The sequence below is a fragment of the Lapillicoccus sp. genome (assembly GCF_039935575.1).
Lineage (GTDB): Bacteria > Actinomycetota > Actinomycetes > Actinomycetales > Dermatophilaceae > Lapillicoccus.
In genome coordinates this window covers 65330-83119 of the sequence record NZ_JBDTKA010000129.1, presented here as the reverse complement: position 1 = coordinate 83119, position 17790 = coordinate 65330, and the positions used below count along the sequence as shown (strand labels likewise).

Here is a 17790-nt window from a genome sequence, read left to right as displayed (position 1 = left end):
GCTCGTGGCCGCCAACCTCTCCGCCCTCCCGCCCAGCGCCGCACCCGAGGCCCGCGCCCGGCTGCTCATCGCGCAGGCAGCGACGGCATACCTCACCGAGATCGACCTCAACCCCCTCATGCTCACGACCGCGGCGCTGGAGCTGGTTCCCGAGTCACCCCCGTCACCGTTGCGCGCCGAAGCCCTCGCCGTGCACGCCAAGGCACTGCTGCAAGGCTCCAGCAACGAGGATTCGGCCCGCTACGCCGCCGAGGCGATCGAGCTCGCCACGTCGCTCGGACTGCGCAACCTCGCCCAGTCCACGGCTCTGGTGCTCGCCAAGATCGACGACCTCACGGGCGACCGCCGCGCCGCGCTCGCCCGGCTCGACGACGTGCTCGACCAGGCCCGGGCGTTGGACGACGCCGACGTCGAGCTACGCGGCCTGCACCAGCTGGGAGGTGTTCACTACGGCACCGGAGACTTCGTCCGGGCCCGCAAGGCGTACCTCGCGGCCACCGAACGGGCCCTCGACGCCCGGCGGCCATGGGCGCCCTACGGCCTCGACGCCCGCGGGCTCGCCGCACTGAGCTCGTATGCGCTCGGCGACTGGGACGACGCGGTGGCTGTCCTCGGGTCCGGGGGTGAGCTGCCGCCGCCGGCCGTGGAGGCGTTCTTGACGTCGGTCCGGCTGGCCGTCGAGGCCGGTCGCGGCTCCGCGGACGGGATCGCTCACGTCGCGATGGTGCGGCCGTTCTGGGAACGCGACGGGATGATCGTCGTCTGCAGCGCCTGCGCGGCCGTCGACCTCTACGGGGACCGCCTCGACCTCGAGTCCACCATCGCGATCCACGACGACGCCGTGACGACTCTCGAGCGGCTCTGGCCGGTCACGCCGCTGTGGGTACGGCTGCGGCTGCACGCCCTGCTCATCGGGCAGCTCGCCGGTCACGTGGCCGACCGGTCCCGCTCGGAACGAGTGAAGCTGGCCCGGTTGGGCGACGGCTACGCCGCGGCCGCGGCCGAGTTCTGGCAGGGCCGCTCGTTCGACGGGGCGTCGCGGGTCGAGGCACGGGCATGGCGGGCCAGGCTAGAGGCGGAGCACCTGCGGCTGCACTGGCTCGCCGATGTCGAGCCTCCCGATCCGGAGACTCTGGGTCAGGCCTGGCGCTCGAGCGTGGCGGCGTTCGACGAGCTGGGCCACGTCTACGAGGTCGCGCGTTCACAGACCCGGCTGGCTGCGGTCCTGCACACCACCGGCGAGGTCGCCGGTGCCCGCGAGCTCGTCACGCAGGCCAGGACCACGGCGCGACGACTCGGAGCGGACCCGCTGGTGCGCGAGCTGCGCACGGTGAGCGGGTCGAGCCGAGGTGCGCGCAGACGCGACGAACCGGCTCTTGCTGCGGTGACCCTGACCGCGCGGGAGCGCGAGATCCTCGCCCTCGTTGCCCAGGGCCGCAGCAACGGCGAGGTCGCCCGCCAGCTGTTCATCAGCACCAAGACGGTCAGCGTGCACGTCTCGAACATCCTCGCCAAGCTCGGGGCGGCAGGACGGACCGAAGCCGCCGCCATCGCCCGTCGCCAGGGCTTGTTGTCCAGCTGAGCGTGGCGGGGGCCGTCCAGCACGCCGCCGGGGGTGACGAACAGTTCTCGCAGCCGGGCATGCCCCCAGGTTGCTCACAGGCGGTGACCCGAGGATGACCGGGTTCCTGCCGGCCCGAAGGAGAAGCAGCTTGGTGAAGGATCCGCTGTCCGTAGGTCTCGTCGCGGTACCGAAGCAGCCGGGCGCTGGGCTGCGCCAGGTGTCCCGCGTGGCGCTGCCTGGCGTCGCGTTCTGGGCCGCCAAGGGCCTGTCGACGGCGATGGGAGAGTCGGTCTCGGACTGGTCGATCCGGGCTATGGTCCCTGAGCTGGCAGTGGTTCTCGGGTTCGTCGGTTTCGTGGCGGCACTGGCGATCCAGCTCACCCGGGGCCGATATGTCCCGTGGGCTTACTGGCTGGCAGTAGGGATGGTCGGCGTCTTCGGGACGATGGTCGCAGACGTCGCACACGTGGTGCTGCGGGTGCCATACGTGCTGTCGTTCCTCGGGTGCGCCGTCCTGCTCGCTGGGGTGTTCCTGCTGTGGCGACAACGCGAAGGGACGGTCGACGTCCACGCGGTGACAACGTCGACTCGGGAGGTCTACTACTGGGCGGCGGTGGTGCTGACCTTCGCGATGGGGACCGCCCTGGGTGACATGGCTGCGGTCACCCTGCATCTGGGTTACCTGACCACCGCCGTCGCGTTCGCTGTCCTTATCCTCCTTCCTGTGATCGGCTACCGGTTCCTGAGATGGAACGCTGTCGCCTGCTTCTGGTCGGCGTACGTGCTGACCCGCCCATTGGGCGCCTCGATCGCGGACTGGCTCGGAAAACCGACCACCGAAGGCGGCCTCAACGCGGGCGCCGGCCTGGTGGGGCTGCTGCTTGCGCTTGCCATGGCGGGCGTGGTGGCGTGGTCGGCGCGACCAGGTGCCAAAACCCCCTGAGTGTCCGCGCTCACGAACCCACGATGTCCTACATCGTCCACGCGCCGCTGTGCCCTGCCGCGTGGGGTTGCTGTCATTTCGATGCGGGTCTACGGTCGGGACGTCCAGACGCCCCTTTCGTATCTTTCGAGCAGCCCCGGCGGCCGGGACGGAACGTGCGGCCCGCAGCCGGTGGCGGAATGGAGACTGAGCAGCACCCGCACGTGAGGCGCCTGTGTCGACTCCCCATCACCCTTATGCGAGGAGTACGTGCATGCCCACCTTGAAACAGTCTGCGGTCCTCATCACCGCCGGGGCCCTGGCCGCCGCATCGATCTTCACCCTCGGCGCATCCCAGGCGTCCGCGCAGACGTTTGGCTTCCAGAACCTCAACCAGATCCAAAAACGGCACGTGTCTGGCCTGCTCGCGAGCGAGCTCGACCTCGCGGCGCAGCCACAGGCGCGCAGCGCAGCACCGCTTCGGGCAGCGGCCCTGACGGTTCCACAGACACCCGGCCCGAACGGGTGTCGCGCTGACCGAGGCTCGAACGTGAAGGTCAACGTCAACTGCCTCAATCTCAGCGACGTCGACCTGCAGGGACGTGGCCAGTCGCAGAACGAGACGTCGGTTGCGGTCGACCCGAACAATCCGGACCACGTCGTGGCCAGCTACAACGACTACCGGCGCGGCGACGGCACCTGCGGAGTCTCGTACTCCCTCAACGGCGGTCGCACCTGGGCCGACACGACCACTCCGAACGGCTTCACCCGCGGCGACTTCGTCGGCAAGGCCCGGGAGTACTGGCAGGCCGGTGGTGACACGTCGGTTGCCTGGGACACCAAGGGCAACGTCTACCTCTCCTGCCAGCAGTTCAACCGCGGGAGCGCGGTCACCCCCAACCCGGACCAGTCCAGCGCCTTCTACGTCTACCGGTCCACCCACACCCAAGGCGCCTCGTTCAACTTCCCCGGGCGGCCCGTGGCCACGAACAACGACACCGCCGGCGCCGGCAACGTGCTGCTGGACAAGCAGTTGCTGACTGTGGACAGCAACAAGGGCAGCAAGTACGCCGACCGGGTCTACGTCACGTGGACCACCTTCGCCGCCGACGGCACCGGCTACATCTACGAGGCGTACTCCAAGGACTACGGCGAGACGTTCTCGGCACCGGTCCTGGTCAGCAGGAACAGCCGGCTGTGCGGCAACAGCTTCGGCCTGCCGACACCGCAGGGCGGCTGCAACCAGAACCAGGACTCCCAGCCCTTCGTCGGCAAGGACGGCACGCTCTACGTCGTCTACAACAACTTCAACAACGCCGTGACCGGGCCGGACAACCGCAGCCAGGTGCTGCTCTCCCGGTCCACCAACGGCGGCGCCAGCTTCAGTGCGCCGGTGAAGGTCGGCGACTACTTCGAGCTCCCGGACTGCGCCACCTACCAAGGTGGGGCTGACGCGGGACGGGCCTGCGTCCCAGAGAAAGGCGCGAGCCAGAACTCGATCTTCCGGGCCAGCAACTACCCGGTCGGTGCTGCCGACCCGACCGACCCGAACCGGGTTGTGGTGACCTTCGGTTCGTACATCAACCGCAACTCCAACGAGCAGCGCGGCTGCACCCCAACCGGGTTCTCCGCCTTCGGGGGCAACACCTACGCAGGCGTCAAGGACGGCGGCTGCAACAACGACATCGTCTACAGCGTGTCCGGTGACCAGGGAAGTTCCTTCTCCGGCACCAGCATCGACCCGCGGCAGCTGCCGGTAGTCACCGACAGCCCGAAGCAGACGAGCACCGACCAGTTCTGGCAGTGGGCTGCCTTCACCCCGTCAGGCACGCTCGTGGCCAGCTACTACGACCGCTCCTACGGCAACGACAACACCACCGGCAACTCGGACATCACGGTGTCGGCGTCGCATGACCGGGTCGGTTTCGCCCACAAGCGGGCCACCTCCGCGCCGATGCCGCCGCCCACCCAGTTCGCCGGCTTGTTCTACGGCGACTACGCCGGCCTCACGGTCACCGACACCACGGCATACCCGGTGTGGTCGGACACCCGCACCGTCGATGAGTTCCTCTGCCCGGGGACCGGCACGCCTGCGGTCGCACCAACGGTCTGCAGCGGCTCGGCGCCGAACGCGCCCTTCGCCAACGACCAGGACATCTACACGGCAGCGGTGCCCATCCCGTAGCCGAACCTCCCACGCTGGCGCCCCGTTCCGGGTTTGGTCCGGACCGGGGCGCCACTGCGTGAGCAGCAGGCTGACGTCCGCACGCACGTATGCGTCGGGTCGTCGGGTCAGGTCGCTGCAGGCTTGGGCAGCGGGCCCGATCCAGTACCGGGCACCGGCGTGACCTGCACGCTGAGATCGAAGACCTGTTGGGCGATGGCGCAGGGCGGCGCCCCGTGCAAGCACGCCGCGTCGGTATGCGCGGACACCAGCGCAGCGCCAGGGCGCACAGCGATGAACCTCGACACGGCCGGCCCCGTGGGGTACCCGACGGCCCGTACGGTCGACAGGGACTGCAACGGCGGCTCCGGGTCGCGGGCGACCGAATGCGCCGACGGAGCGACCCAACCGTCGCCAAGTGTGACGACCAGGCGCTGACCGACGTGCAGGGTCACCACCTGGCCACGCTCGGCGTACCCCACGACCACGTCATCCGGAACGCTCGCGCTCATCTGACCTCCAGGCCCTGGCAACGACGACGTCGCAGAGCTATTCGCAGCCGGAGCCATCACGGTTCCTGACCTCGTGCCGGATGCGGCCACCGAGCGCGGCGACAGGGCTCCTCCGCATGAGGTCACGAGACCGATGCCGCCGGCAGCGGCCAGGGCCAGCGAGACAGCCCGGACCCGCGCCGAGTGCACCGTCCGTCGAGGCTCGTCAGCTGTTCCTCGCCGCATCTTTCGACTATAAGCACCGTCCCATGACTCGATCACCGGTCCGGGCATACCCTGCCCGCGCGGGGAACCGTCATGACGTGAGCTCGCCATTTCCCGTGATGCCCTCGACAGGCATGCCTGCTTGACTACCGCGCGCACCCACGCACCTCGAAGATGTCCACGTCGCTCATGTCCGACGCGCCTCAAGGGGCATCGACTGCCGCGCCGTTAGGGTTTGACACATGCTCGACCGGCTGCGCGCGTTCCGGGAGCGGCAGCGCGAGCGGGTCGCGGCGACACGGCGCAGCGCGGCGTCCTGGGCTGAGGAGACTCGGTCCGACGAACCCCCCGAGGACGACCAGCTGACGCACGACCTGCTCAGCGACACCCTCCCCCTGGGAGCGCCGGCGGCGGACTCTTCGGACTTCGTCGACTCCACCCGCCGCCCGGCCGTCTCGCCGTCAGCAGCCTCGGCATCCGCCGGCCGAGAAGGTACCTCGCGTCCCTTCGGACAGGTGGGCCGCCCGCTCAATCGACAGTCGCCCTTCTACGTGGGGTTCGTGGGCGCGATCGGGGTGCTCGCGGCATACGCGCTCTGGCAGGCGGTTGCCTCGCTGGGCACCGTCATCACCCTGCTCACGGTGGCCTTCTTCCTCACCCTGGCTCTCAACCCGCTCGTCGAGTTCCTCGTGAGACGCGGCCTGCGCCGCGGCGGCGCGGTCACGGCGGTGTTCGCCCTGGCCGTCGCGGTGTTCGTTCTCCTCGGGATCGTCGTGGTCCCACCCGTGACCCAGCAGGCCGCTGACCTGGCCCGCAACGCTCCCGGCTACCTCGACAACCTCCTGCAGAACCCCCGCATCCAGGACATCGACCAGCACTACCACGTGATCGACAAGGTCCAGGAAGAGATCAACAAACGCCTCACGGACAGCCAGTTCATGTCTGAGGTCGCCGGCGGCGTGCTCGGCGCGGGCCGGATCATCGCGTCGGGGATCTTCTCCACCCTGACGGTGCTGGTCCTGACCCTCTACTTCCTGTCGTCGCTCCCGACCCTCAAGCAGGCGGCGTACGCGGTCGTCCCCGCCAGCCGCCGCCCGCGGGTGATCTCGCTGTCCGAGGAGATCATGCGCCGGGTCGGGTCGTACGCGATCGGGCAGGTGGTCGTGGCGGGAGTCAACGCCTGCTTCTCCTGGGTGATGATGACGATCGTCGGCATCCCGTATGCCGCGGTGCTGGCAGTGGCGGTCGGGTTCCTCGGGCTGGTGCCGATGGTCGGCGCCACCCTCGGCGCTGTCCTCGTGGCAGTGGTGGCCCTGTTCGACGACCCGACGAAGGCGGTCATCGCGCTCGTCTACTTCATCATCTACCAGCAGACCGAGAACTACCTCGTGGCGCCGCGGATCATGCAGCGCACCGTCTCCGTGCCCGGCTCCGTGACCATCGTGGCCGCCCTGATCGGCGGCACCCTGCTGGGTGCGCTCGGTGCGCTGCTCGCCATCCCGGCAGCAGCCGGCTTGCTGCTGCTCTACGACGAGGTGCTCGTGCCGCGGATGAGACGGGTCTAGCTGCGCTTCGTAGCAGCGCTGTCAGCGCACCCCGCCCATCAGGCGACGGAGCCAGGGAGTGACCAGCGCCAGGACGACGCCCACCACGATGGCGATCCCGCCGAGGATCGCAAAGTAGGGCACCTGGTTCTCGACGGTGTATCCCTCGGCGAGCCGGCCGGCCATCGCCGTCCCGAGCGCGACCGAGAGAAAGAACAACGCGACCATCTGCGTGTGGAACTTCTGCGGCGCGAGCTTGGTCGCGAGCGAGAGGCCCACCGGCGACAGCAGCAGCTCGGCGATGGTGAAGACGAAGATCACCCCGATCACCCCGAGCAGAGGAGCCGAGTTGGCCTCGGTGCTGGCCATCGGGATGAAGAGCAGGAACGCGATGCCCATCACGACGGTCCCGGCAGCGAACTTGTAGGGGGTCGGCGGCTGCCGGTCGCCCATCTTGGTCCAGATGGCCGCGAAGACCCCGGACAGCACGATGATGAAGACGGGGTTGATCGACTGCACCCACGGCACGGGCATCTCCCACCCGAAGATGCTGCGGTCGAGCTGCTTGTCCGAGTAGATCGTCAGCACTGTGAACTGCTGCTGGTAGAGCGACCAGAACACCGCGCTCACGAGGAACATCGGGATGAACGCGATGACCCGTTTGCGTTCGACCTCGGTCACGAGCTTGCTCGTGAGGATGATCGCGAAGTAGATGACCGTCGCCACGATGGTGACACCGATGACGATCGTGGCAAGCCGGTCGGCGCGCAGGACGCCGGTCAGGGCCAGCACGAGGATGACCACGGCAGCGACCACGACGCCGGCGATGTAGCGGGTCCGCTCCGACGACGGGAGCGGGTGCGGGATCTCGTTGGCGACCTCGGCCAGCCGCTTGCGTCCGACCGAGTACTGGATGAGGCCGACCGCCATACCGACCGCCGCGAGGGCAAAACCCCAGTGGAAGCCGAGGTTGGACTGCAGGAGCCCCGTCAGCAGGGGCCCGATCAGCGCCCCGATGTTGATGCCCATGTAGAAGATCGAGAACCCGGCGTCCCGCCGGGAGTCCTTCTCGGAGTAAAGCGTCCCGACGAGCGAGGTGGCGTTGGCCTTGACCCCCCCGCTTCCGACGGCGATCAGCACCAGCCCGACGCCAACGCCGACGAGTCCGGGCAGGATCGAGAGCGCGATGTGACCGGACATGACGAGGGCCGCTGCGTAGAAGAGGGTGCGTTCGGCGCCGATCAGCCGGTCGGCCAGCCAGGCGCCGGCGATCGTCGAGAGATAGACCAACCCGCCGTATGCGCCGACGATGCCGGTCGCCGTGGCCTGGTCGATCCCGAGCCCACCCTTGTCGGCGGAATAGTAAAGATAGATCAGCAGGATGCCCTGCATGCCGTAGAAGCTGAACCGCTCCCACAGCTCGACGCCGAACAGGTTCGAGAGAACCCTCGGCTGTCCGAAGAACGAGGTGTCCCCGTCCTGTTTCTGCCGGTCCCCCGCGACGTCGGTCATGGCTCACGGTCCCACGCAAGGCACTCGCTGCGCAGCATCCGGCGTAGCCTCATGCGGTGCATTTTCTCAACGGTTTGCAGCCGTCCTTCGACCTGACCTACGACGACGTCTTCATGGTCCCGGGCCGATCGTCCGTCACCTCGCGGATGGACGTCGACCTCAGCTGCCAGGACGGGACCGGCAACACGCTGCCGCTCGTGGTGGCGAACATGACCGCAGTCTCGGGTCGACGGATGGCGGAGACCGTCGCGCGGCGCGGTGCGGTCAGCGTGATCCCGCAGGACATCCCCACCCAGGTGGTCGCCGACGTCGTCGACTTCGTCAAGTCCCGCCACCTCGTGGCTGACACTCCCATCACGGTCGACCCCACCGAGACGGTGGGTGCGACGATGACGTTGCTGCACAAGCGATCCCATGGCGCGGCCGTTGTGGTCACACCAGACGGACGACCCGTGGGCATGGTCACCGAGGCGGACCTCGGCGGCGTCGACCGCTTCACGCAGGTCCAGGACGTGATGAGCCGCGGGCTGGTCACGCTCCCTGCCGAAATCGCTCCCGAGGCCGCCTTCGCGGCGCTCGGGGACGCCCGTCACCGGCTCGCTCCTACCGTCGACGGTGAAGGTCGGCTGGTCGGCATACTCACCCGGCAGGGGGCCTTGCGGGCCACGCTCTACACCCCGAACGCCGACGACCGGGGGCGGCTGCGCATCGCGGCGGCCGTCGGCATCAACGGCGACGTGACCGGACGGGCCAAGGAGCTGGTGACGGCCGGCGTGGACCTCCTGGTCGTCGACACTGCACACGGGCACCAGGACAAGATGCTCGAGACGCTGCGCGGTTTGCGCGACATGGGTGTCGACGTGCCGATCTGCGCCGGCAACGTCGTGTCGGCGGACGGCGTCCGCGACCTGGTCCGGGCCGGTGCCGACATCGTCAAGGTCGGGGTCGGGCCAGGGGCGATGTGCACGACCCGGATGATGACGGGAGTCGGACGTCCGCAGTTCTCAGCGGTACTCGAATGTGCAGCTGCTGCAAGGTCACTCGGCAAGCACGTCTGGGCCGACGGCGGAGTCCGACACCCCCGCGACGTCGCCCTGGCCCTGGCGGCGGGGGCGTCCAACGTGATGATCGGGTCGTGGTTCGCGGGCACCCTCGAGTCACCCGGCGACCTGCAGACGAGTGCCGACGGACGGGCATACAAGGAGTCGTTCGGGATGGCGTCGTCGCGCGCCGTGCGGACGCGCACGGCGGCGGAGTCCTCCTACGACCGCGCTCGCAAGGCGCTGTTCGAGGAGGGCATCTCCAGCGCCCGGATGTTCGTCGACCCGGCCCGGCCTGGCGTCGAGGACCTCATCGACGCGATCACGGCCGGGGTGCGGTCCGCCTTCACCTATGCCGGCGCGCGGACCCTCGAGGAGTTCCACGAGCAGGCGGTCGTGGGGCTGCAGAGCACAGCCGGCTTCGCCGAAGGCGCGCCGCTGCATACCTCCTGGTGAGCTGCTGTCGAGTCCGGAAGGACCTCAGACAGCGCGGGCCGGGTGTGGTTCGTGCTTCTGCTGGGCGGCAGGCCAGGTCGTCGGCAGCGGCAGCGCGGCAGGGTTGACCCTGGCCACGATCTCCTCGTGCGCGCGCCGGACGTAGGGCTCGCCTACCCAGAGGTGCTTGGCCCCGGCGACCGCGACGACCTCGGCCTGCGGGACAGCCGCGAACCTCGCCCGTGCCTCCGTCGGCCGCAGGTAGTCGTCGAGCTCGGGAACCAAGGCCACGAGCGGCGTTCCAGATGCGGCCCAAGCCTCGAGGTGCTCAGGACGGCTGTACCGCAGTGGCGGGCTGAGCAGGATGGCGCCGGAGATCGAGGGGTCATTGCCGTACATCAGCGCGAGGTCGGTGCCGAACGACCAGCCGACGAGCCAGCGGTTGGGCAGCTCCGGCTCCTCGTGGAAATCAGCGAGCTCGATCGCTGCCGCGACGTCGAACCGCTCGCCCTCGGCGTTGCCGAACGTTCCCTCTGACGTCCCCCGCGGCGACGTCACCCCGCGCAGGTTGAACCGCAGCACGGCGAGGTCCGCCAGCGCCGGCAGCCGATAGGACGCCTTCTTGAAGATGTGGCTGTCCATGAACCCGCCGTGGGTCGGCAACGGATGCAATGTCACAAGCGTCCCGACGGGGTCGCGCTCGAGCGGCAGCGCCAGCTCGCCGACCAGGGTCAGGCCGTCCGCCGTGTGCAGCTCGACGTCCTCGCGACGGGCGGGAAGGATCGAGCTGGCCCGGATCTCGTCGGGGTCGCGGCTCACTCGCGCAGGCTACCCACCGTCGAACCACTCGTGGTCAGCCCATCCGGTCTCGGCAAGGCCGGGCTCAGCGGTAGGCGTTGCCGGCGGGCCGCGCGTCACGGCGCAGCCAGCAGCCGGTATGCCAGTGCCGCCGGTCCCCTACCCCACCGACGCCGTCGGCGGGCCAGACCACGACGTGCGGAATGCCGGGCGCGATCTCCTGCTGACACCCGGGACAGCGGTAGGGGTGCGTCGACCCCGCGCCGGACAGCCGCCGCACCGTCCACAGACCACCTGCGTAGCTCGTCGTGCTTGTCGTCCCGCCCAGCCGGGATACGTCGGGCGGGTCGTCCCGACGCCTTCGGTTTGCGCGCGGCATACCAAGCATTGTCCTGCAGCAAACCAAACGCCGGAGAATGACCGATTTGTCCCCTCGCCTCAGGGGCCCGTCTCACCTAGGGTCCCGGTAGGGGTCGCGGGCGGACGTGGCCCATATCTAGGAGTCTGCATGAATCGCACTGCACGTTGCCTTCTCGCAGGGGCGGGCACGCTCACACTTGCCGGGTCGCTGGGTCTGATGCCGACCGGGGCGTCAGCGGCCAACGGACCGAACACCTTCACAGCCAAGGCGATCAGCCCGGCGTCGAGCTTCTCAAGCCTCAAGTCCGAGTCAGGGCAGCTGGCCAAGAGCGACCAAGCGCTACTGGCCCGCACCGACGCGGCGACGGTGAACGTCGTCGTCAAGCTGGACTACGACGCCTCGGCCAGCTACCGAGGTGGGCTCCGGGGCCTGCCGGCAACCAGTCCCCGGGTGACCGGCAAGAAGCTCACCGGGTCATCGGCCGCCGAGAAGGCGTACGCCGCCTACACCGGCTCCATCGACTCCTCCTTCCGCGCGGCGCTGGCGGCCAAGGTCCCAGCCGCCAAGGCCGGCACCACCCTGAGCACCGTCTACGGCGGTCTCGCGGTCAAGCTGCCCGCCAACCAGGCCAAGAACCTCGTCGGTCTGGCCGGCGTCGCCGCCGTGCAGAGCGACTCCCTGCAGAAGCCGGACGCCATCGAGGAGGGCCCGCAGTTCATCGGAGCCCCCGCGATCTGGTCCCAGACCGGCGGTCAGACGCTGTCGGGCAAGGGCGTGATCTTCGCAGACCTGGACAGCGGTATCTGGCCCGAGCACCCGATGCTCGCCGACAACCCCGCTCTTGGTACGCCTCCCGGCGCCCCCAGCGGGCAGGCTCGGCCCTGCATCTTCGGGGACAACCCGCTCACTCCCGCCACCGACGTGTTCCAGTGCAACCACAAGGTAATCGGGGGCAAGCCGTTCCTCGACAGCTACAACGTGGTCTACCCCGGAAAAGAGGTCTACGCCGACTCCGCGCGCGACAGTGACGGGCACGGCACCCACACCACGACCACGGCGGCCGGCGAGCGCGTCGCGCACGCGCTGGACCTCGGGGTGGACCGTGGTCCCATCAGTGGCGTTGCTCCCGGGGCCTGGGTCCTCGAGTACAAGGTCTGCGGAGCCGAGGGTTGTTTCAGTTCCGACTCAGCCGCGGCGGTGGCCCAGGCCATCAAGGACGGCGCGGACGTCATCAACTTCTCCATCTCGGGCGGGAACGACCCCTATTCCGACCCGGTCGAGCTGGCGTTCCTGGACGCATACAACGCCGGCGTGTTCGTGGCCGCCTCGGCCGGCAACAGCGGACCCGGTGCGGCGACGACCGCGCACCGGTCGCCCTGGGTGACCACCGTGGCCGCCTCCACGCAGCTGCGCGCGTTCACCTCGACGCTCACGGTCGCCGACGGTGGCGCGACAGCGACCTTCGAGGGGACCACGCTGACGGCCGGCGTCACCACCCCCACCCCGATCGTGCTGGCTCAGGACATCCCGGGCTACGACAAGCTCTGCTCCACGCCGCTCACCGCGGGTGCCGCCACCGGCAAGATCGTGGCCTGCCAGCGCGGCAACCCGGTCGGTCGGGTCGACGACGGCTACAACGTCGCCGCCGGCGGTGCGGCGGGGATGATCCTCTACAACCCCACGCTGGCCGACACCGAGTCGGACAACCACTTCCTGCCGGCCGTGCACCTGGCCGACGGGACGGCGTTCCTCGCGTTCCTTGCCGCTCACCCGGCTGCGACCGGCTCGTGGCCACAGGGCGAGAAGTCGGTGGGCACCCCTGACGTGATGGCCGCCTTCTCCTCGCGTGGTCCGGGCGGGCAGTTCCTCAAGCCCGACATCACCGCGCCGGGCACCCAGGTCCTCGCGGGCAACACGCCGACCCCCGACGCCATCCCGGCCGGCCCCACCGGCCAGTACTACCAGGCAATCGCGGGCACCTCGATGTCGTCTCCGCACATCGCCGGCTCGGCGATCCTGGTCAAGGCGCTGCGGAACTGGCTCAGCCCTGGACAGATCAAGTCCTCCCTGATGACAACGGCCACAACAGCCGTGGTCAAGGAGGACGAGAAGACCCCCGCCGACCCGTTCGACATGGGCGCCGGTCGGGTCGACCTCACCAAGGCGGGCACAGCACCGATCGTCTTCGACGAGTCCGCGCTCAACATGGCGACGATGGGTCAGGACCCGGCCACGGCTGTCGAGCTCAACCTGCCGTCGATCAACCTGCCCACGATGCCTGGCTCGATCGTCGTCAAGCGCACGGCACTCAACGTGTCGGGCAAGGCGTACGACTTCACGGTCAGCACGTCGGCCGGCGATAAGTCCAGCATCAAGGTGACCCCGTCTTCGGGTCGCATCCGTCCCGGTGAGTCGCAGACCTTCACCATCCAGGTCTATTCGAACGCGCCAGAGGGTCAGCAGTTCGGCTCCATCACCCTCAAGGCGGCCGGTGTGCCTGACGTCCACCTGCCGGTGGCGTTCAACAACAAGCAGGGCCAGGTCTCGCTCACGCAGTCCTGCACCCCGTCGAGCTTCGCGGTCGGCGCGACGTCGGTGTGCACGGTCACGGCAGACAACCAGTCGGCGAGCGACGCGAAGGTCGTCATCAACAGCACCCTGACCGGAGGCACCAGCCTCACCTCGGTAACGGGCGGTCAGCGCACCTCGAACCAGTCGGCGACCACGGGATGGAGGACCTTGGCAGCGCCCAAGGACGCCATCCCCTCCATCGCACCTGGGACGACCCCTGGTGGCGGGTTCCTCGACCTGGCCGGCTTCGGGATCGCCCCACGGGCTATCGGGGACGAGGACATCGTCAACTACACCGTCCCGGCGTTCCTCTACGGCGGCAAGAGCTACACGTCGCTCGGCATGGACTCCAACGGCTATATCGTGGTCGGGGGTGGCGACTCCGGCGACACGGCGTTCACGCCGCAGACCCTCCCCGACCCGGCCCGGCCCAACGGGGTACTCGCGCCCTACTGGACCGACCTGGACGGCACGGGGGCCGCAGGGATCCGGTTGGGGTCGCTCACCGACGGTGTCCACAGCTGGCTCGTTGCCCAGTGGAACGTGCACGTCTACGGCGACGCGACGGCCACCGGGCTGCGAACGATGCAGGTGTGGATCGGCACCGGCGGCGGTGAGGACATCTCGTATGCCTACGACGCCAGCACGGTCGGCAAGGACGCTCCGACCGGCACGGGTCTCACCGTGGGAGCCGAGAACGTCACCGGGACTGCCGGTGCCCAGATCTCGGGTCCGCCGCAAGGCAGCTACGTCATCACGACGGTGCCCGGCCAGCCGGGCGGGTCCCTGACGATGACGCTGACGGTGAAGGGAGACAGCGCCGGACGAGCGGCTCTGACGTCCATCTCGCGCTCCAACGTCACCCTCGGCACGACTCGGGTGATCACCCCGCTGACGGTCACCCGCAGCTGACGCGAGGGGTATCTCGGCACGCCGACGGGGCGGGCTCCCTCCCACTAAGGAGAGGGCCCGCCCTGACTCGTGGCCCCGCCCTGTCTCGTGGCCCCGCCCTGACTCGTGGCCCCGCCCTGACTCGTGGCCCCTCCCTGACTCGTGGCACAGTGGTCGCGTGACGGACGGGCCAGCCAGGACAGGACTCGAACACGTCTCGCTTCAGTCCGTCGACGACCTGTGCGCGCGCCTGGGCCTCTCCTTCGACGAGATCCGGGTCGTCTCGGCCGAGAGCATCACGTGGCCGGACCGCAGCCTCGGCTGCCCGCACCCCGGGATGGTCTACCCGCAGGTCATGGTCGACGGAGCCAAGGTCGTCCTGGAGGCGAACGGACACCGTTACGCATACCACTCGGGCGGCGGTCGGGGTCCGTTCCTCTGCGAGCGCGGCTCCGGTGAGGTTGGGGGCCGGCCGCCCGGTGCACCCCCTTCGGGCCGTCGCTAGGCTGCCCCGGTGCGACTTGTGATAGCCCGGTGCAGCGTCGACTACGAGGGTCGGCTCACGGCTCACCTGCCGCTCGCGACGCGCCTGCTGGTGGTCAAGGCAGACGGGTCAGTGCTGGTCCACAGCGACGGGGGCAGCTACAAGCCACTCAACTGGATGTCGCCGCCGTGCGCGATGGCTCAGGTCGAGCCCGACGAGGTGGAGGCGGCCGATGGCGTTACCGGAGTGTGGGTGGTGCAGCACGCCAAGACCGAGGACCGGTTGCGCATACGTCTGCACGAGGTGCTGCTGGACTCCACGCATGAGCTGGGGGTGGACCCCGGGCTGGTCAAGGACGGAGTCGAGGCCCATCTGCAGCGGCTGCTGGCCGAGCACATCCAAACTCTGGGCGACGGCTGGAGCCTGGTGCGGCGCGAGCACATGACGGCCATCGGCCCGGTCGACATCCTGGCCAGGGACCCGGTCCGACGGCACGTTGCCGTCGAGATCAAGCGACGCGGCGAGATCGACGGGGTGGAGCAGCTCACCCGCTACCTGGAGCTGATGAACCGGGACCCGCACCTGGCGCCGGTGACCGGCATCTTCGCCGCCCAGGAGATCAAGCCGCAGGCCCGTGTGCTCGCCGAGGACAGAGGGATCCGGTGTGTCGTCCTCGACTACGACGCGCTGCGGGGAATCGACGACGTGGGGTCGCGGCTGTTCTGACGGGCTGTGCACAACGGGGCCGCCATCCGTGGCCTGTGATTGGCTGACGTGGGGTACGTCCTCGTCGACTACGAGGCCACCTCGGCGAGCCGCACGATGACGTCGAGGTGCTCACTCATTGGAGGCGTGGCTTCGCTCACTGGGCCGGGACCGACGCGGTGGGGACCCGAAGCGTTCGCTACAGCAGACGGCGGTCCTCTGCCGGGGTGACGAGGCACGCCGTCACACCCAGTTGCCGCCCCGCACGGTTCCCGGCGGACAGGTCACGCGCCGGTGGGGTTGAGCACGGCAGAATCAACCGTGTGACCGCAGCCGTTGCCGCACCCAACCAGCTCGCCGTCGACGCCGGCCTCGAGGTGTGTGCGGGCGGGGGTACTGCTGTCGACGCCGCCATCGCGGCGATGCTCGTCGCCATGTGCACCGAGCCCGGTGTCGTCAGCCCGCTCGGGGGTGCGTTCGTCACCGTCTGGCCACCCGACGGCGAGCCGGAGGTGGTGGACGCCAACGTCGAGATGCCGGGACGTGGCCTGCCGCCCGAACGGTTCGGGCAGGGTCTGATGGAGGTCACGACCACCTACGGTGGCGGCCTGACCCTGCATGCCGGTCCTGGCAGCGCCGCGACCCCGGGCGCCCTGGCCGGTCTGGGTCTGGCCCACCAGCGGCATGGCCGCGCGCCCTGGCGTGACGTCGTCGCCCCCGCCGCGTCGGCCGCACGTGACGGGTTCCCGCTCGGTGCCGCGGCCGCCAGCTATCTGGCGATCACCGGCGACACCCTCTTTGCCTGGGACCCAGAGACGGCCGCTCTGCTCCTGCACCCGACCGGGGAACCGCGGTTGACCGGCGAGCGCATCGTCGACCCGCACCTGGCCGACGCGCTCGACCGGATCGCGGACGCCGGCGTCGGCGACCTCTACCGCGGGGACCTCGCGGTGGCTCTGGCGACCGACCAGGACCGCCGCGGGGGACTGGTCACGCGCGAGGACCTGCACGCATACCGGCCCGTCGTGCGACCCGCCCTGCGGGTGCGAGCCGGAGACTGGGACCTCGCCACCAACGCACCACCGTCGATCGGTGGGCCGGTGCTCGCAGTGCTGCTGGGCGAGCTGGTCCGGCGCGGTGAGTGGGGGTTGGCGGATCTGATCGACGTCCAGCGCCATGTTCTCGGCCACCGGCTGAGCGAGCACGACTTCGCGAGCGACCTCGAGGCCGACGGGTACGCCCTACTGGAACGGGTCGAGCGGCACGGTCTGGCCGGCCTCCCCACCTCGGGCTCGACGGCGCACGTCTCGGTCGTCGACGCGGCGGGGACGGCATGCGCGATCACGGCATCTGCTGGATACGGCTCGGGCGCGACCGTGCCGGGGACCGGCCTGATGCTCAACAACTGTCTCGGGGAGCCCGAGCTCAACCGGCTGGGCCTGCACGCCTTGGCGCCGGGCACCCGCCTCGCGTCGAACATGGCACCGACTGTCGGCCGGGCAGCCGGTATGCGGTCGGGTGCGGGGTTGGTGCTGGCCGTCGGGTCACCGGGTGCTGACCGGATCACGACGGCACTGATGCAGGTCCTCGGGCGGTTCTGCCTGCAGGGCATGGATCTCGCCGCCGCGATCGAGTTCCCTCGGCTGCACGTGACCTACCGCGGGACCTTTGACAACCCCGCCGACCGCTCTGAGGACGTCGCCCCGCCGGACGGTTCGGCATCCAGGTCCGCGTCCGGTCACCCGGCGGGGGTCGGCGTCGAGCGCAGTGCGGAGATCGTGCCGTTCGTGCACGCCGAGGACGACGAGCTGCTCGTCGACGCGGTCGAGGAGGCGGGTCTCGAGGTCGTCGTGCACCCCCGCGACTCGATGTTCTTCGGCGGGGTCGGCGCTGCCTTCCGACGCGACGACGGCACCCTCGGGGCGGCAGCCGACAGCCGCCGCGAGTCCGCGACCGGCGTTGGCTGACAGCTCGCGGCACTCACCGTGCACTGGCTGCACGCACTCCGGTTGAGTCGCGAACACACCAGGCGCGGTGAGCGCCGCCCGCCCACGGTCCGCGCATTCGTGCCCGGTACACGTGG

General features: G+C 69.6%; 13 protein-coding genes. 9 read left to right on the top strand and 4 right to left on the bottom strand.

Going from position 1 to position 17790, the window contains the following annotated elements; genetic code table 11:
- The 3 genes from ABI385_RS15695 to ABI385_RS15685 form a co-directional block, all read left to right on the top strand.
- Positions 1 to 1582 (top strand): response regulator transcription factor (locus ABI385_RS15695; protein WP_348104694.1); only part of this gene is annotated, 1582 nt, incomplete at its 5' end.
- A gap of 133 nt (positions 1583 to 1715) precedes the next feature.
- Complete coding sequence (locus ABI385_RS15690; protein ID WP_348104699.1) at positions 1716 to 2507, top strand: hypothetical protein; 792 nt, start codon at positions 1716 to 1718, stop codon at positions 2505 to 2507.
- Positions 2508 to 2760: 253 nt separating this feature from the next.
- Complete coding sequence (locus tag ABI385_RS15685) at positions 2761 to 4671, top strand: sialidase family protein (protein ID WP_348104693.1); 1911 nt, start codon at positions 2761 to 2763, stop codon at positions 4669 to 4671.
- A gap of 107 nt (positions 4672 to 4778) precedes the next feature.
- Here the strand turns inward: ABI385_RS15685 and ABI385_RS15680 are convergent, their stop codons facing one another.
- On the bottom strand, positions 4779 to 5162 hold the full coding sequence (locus ABI385_RS15680; RefSeq protein WP_348104692.1) for a hypothetical protein: 384 nt from the start codon (positions 5160 to 5162) through the stop codon (positions 4779 to 4781).
- A gap of 446 nt (positions 5163 to 5608) precedes the next feature.
- Here ABI385_RS15680 and ABI385_RS15675 point away from each other — a divergent pair, with 446 nt between their 5' ends.
- Positions 5609 to 6931, top strand: coding sequence for an AI-2E family transporter (locus ABI385_RS15675; RefSeq protein WP_348104691.1), 1323 nt, complete (start codon positions 5609 to 5611; stop codon positions 6929 to 6931).
- Positions 6932 to 6952: 21 nt separating this feature from the next.
- Here the strand turns inward: ABI385_RS15675 and ABI385_RS15670 are convergent, their stop codons facing one another.
- Positions 6953 to 8422, bottom strand: coding sequence for a peptide MFS transporter (locus ABI385_RS15670; RefSeq protein ID WP_348104690.1), 1470 nt, complete (start codon positions 8420 to 8422; stop codon positions 6953 to 6955).
- A 56-nt stretch (positions 8423 to 8478) separates the two neighbouring features.
- Here ABI385_RS15670 and ABI385_RS15665 point away from each other — a divergent pair, with 56 nt between their 5' ends.
- Complete coding sequence (locus ABI385_RS15665) at positions 8479 to 9918, top strand: GuaB1 family IMP dehydrogenase-related protein (protein WP_348104689.1); 1440 nt, start codon at positions 8479 to 8481, stop codon at positions 9916 to 9918.
- 24 nt (positions 9919 to 9942) lie between these two features.
- Here ABI385_RS15665 and ABI385_RS15660 read toward each other — a convergent pair whose 3' ends face one another.
- Both ABI385_RS15660 and ABI385_RS15655 read right to left on the bottom strand, forming a co-directional pair.
- Positions 9943 to 10716, bottom strand: a complete 774-nt coding sequence (locus ABI385_RS15660; protein WP_348104688.1) for an alpha/beta hydrolase — start codon at positions 10714 to 10716, stop codon at positions 9943 to 9945.
- 64 nt (positions 10717 to 10780) lie between these two features.
- Positions 10781 to 11074, bottom strand: coding sequence for a hypothetical protein (locus ABI385_RS15655; protein WP_348104687.1), 294 nt, complete (start codon positions 11072 to 11074; stop codon positions 10781 to 10783).
- Between the two features lie 129 nt (positions 11075 to 11203).
- Between ABI385_RS15655 and ABI385_RS15650 the strand changes: the two genes are divergently transcribed.
- From ABI385_RS15650 to ABI385_RS15635, 4 genes are all read left to right on the top strand, one after another.
- Complete coding sequence (locus tag ABI385_RS15650; protein ID WP_348104686.1) at positions 11204 to 14539, top strand: S8 family serine peptidase; 3336 nt, start codon at positions 11204 to 11206, stop codon at positions 14537 to 14539.
- Positions 14540 to 14696: 157 nt separating this feature from the next.
- The gene (locus tag ABI385_RS15645; protein WP_348104685.1) at positions 14697 to 15023 is read left to right on the top strand and encodes a hypothetical protein; all 327 of its coding nucleotides are present in this window, start codon (positions 14697 to 14699) and stop codon (positions 15021 to 15023) included.
- A gap of 9 nt (positions 15024 to 15032) precedes the next feature.
- Positions 15033 to 15728: an endonuclease NucS gene (nucS, locus tag ABI385_RS15640; protein WP_348104684.1), complete on the top strand. Its 696-nt coding sequence runs from the start codon at positions 15033 to 15035 to the stop codon at positions 15726 to 15728.
- Between the two features lie 302 nt (positions 15729 to 16030).
- Positions 16031 to 17674, top strand: coding sequence for a gamma-glutamyltransferase (locus ABI385_RS15635; protein WP_348104683.1), 1644 nt, complete (start codon positions 16031 to 16033; stop codon positions 17672 to 17674).
- Positions 17675 to 17790: the final 116 nt, after the last annotated feature.

Coding starts and splice junctions, on each gene's coding strand:
- ABI385_RS15680 (WP_348104692.1), bottom strand. CDS start 5,162: ATGAGCGCGAGCGTTCCGGATGACGTGGTCGTGGGGTACGCCGAGCGT.
- ABI385_RS15675 (WP_348104691.1), top strand. CDS start 5,609: ATGCTCGACCGGCTGCGCGCGTTCCGGGAGCGGCAGCGCGAGCGGGTC.
- ABI385_RS15670 (WP_348104690.1), bottom strand. CDS start 8,422: ATGACCGACGTCGCGGGGGACCGGCAGAAACAGGACGGGGACACCTCG.
- ABI385_RS15655 (WP_348104687.1), bottom strand. CDS start 11,074: ATGCCGCGCGCAAACCGAAGGCGTCGGGACGACCCGCCCGACGTATCC.
- ABI385_RS15685 (WP_348104693.1), top strand. CDS start 2,761: ATGCCCACCTTGAAACAGTCTGCGGTCCTCATCACCGCCGGGGCCCTG.
- ABI385_RS15650 (WP_348104686.1), top strand. CDS start 11,204: ATGAATCGCACTGCACGTTGCCTTCTCGCAGGGGCGGGCACGCTCACA.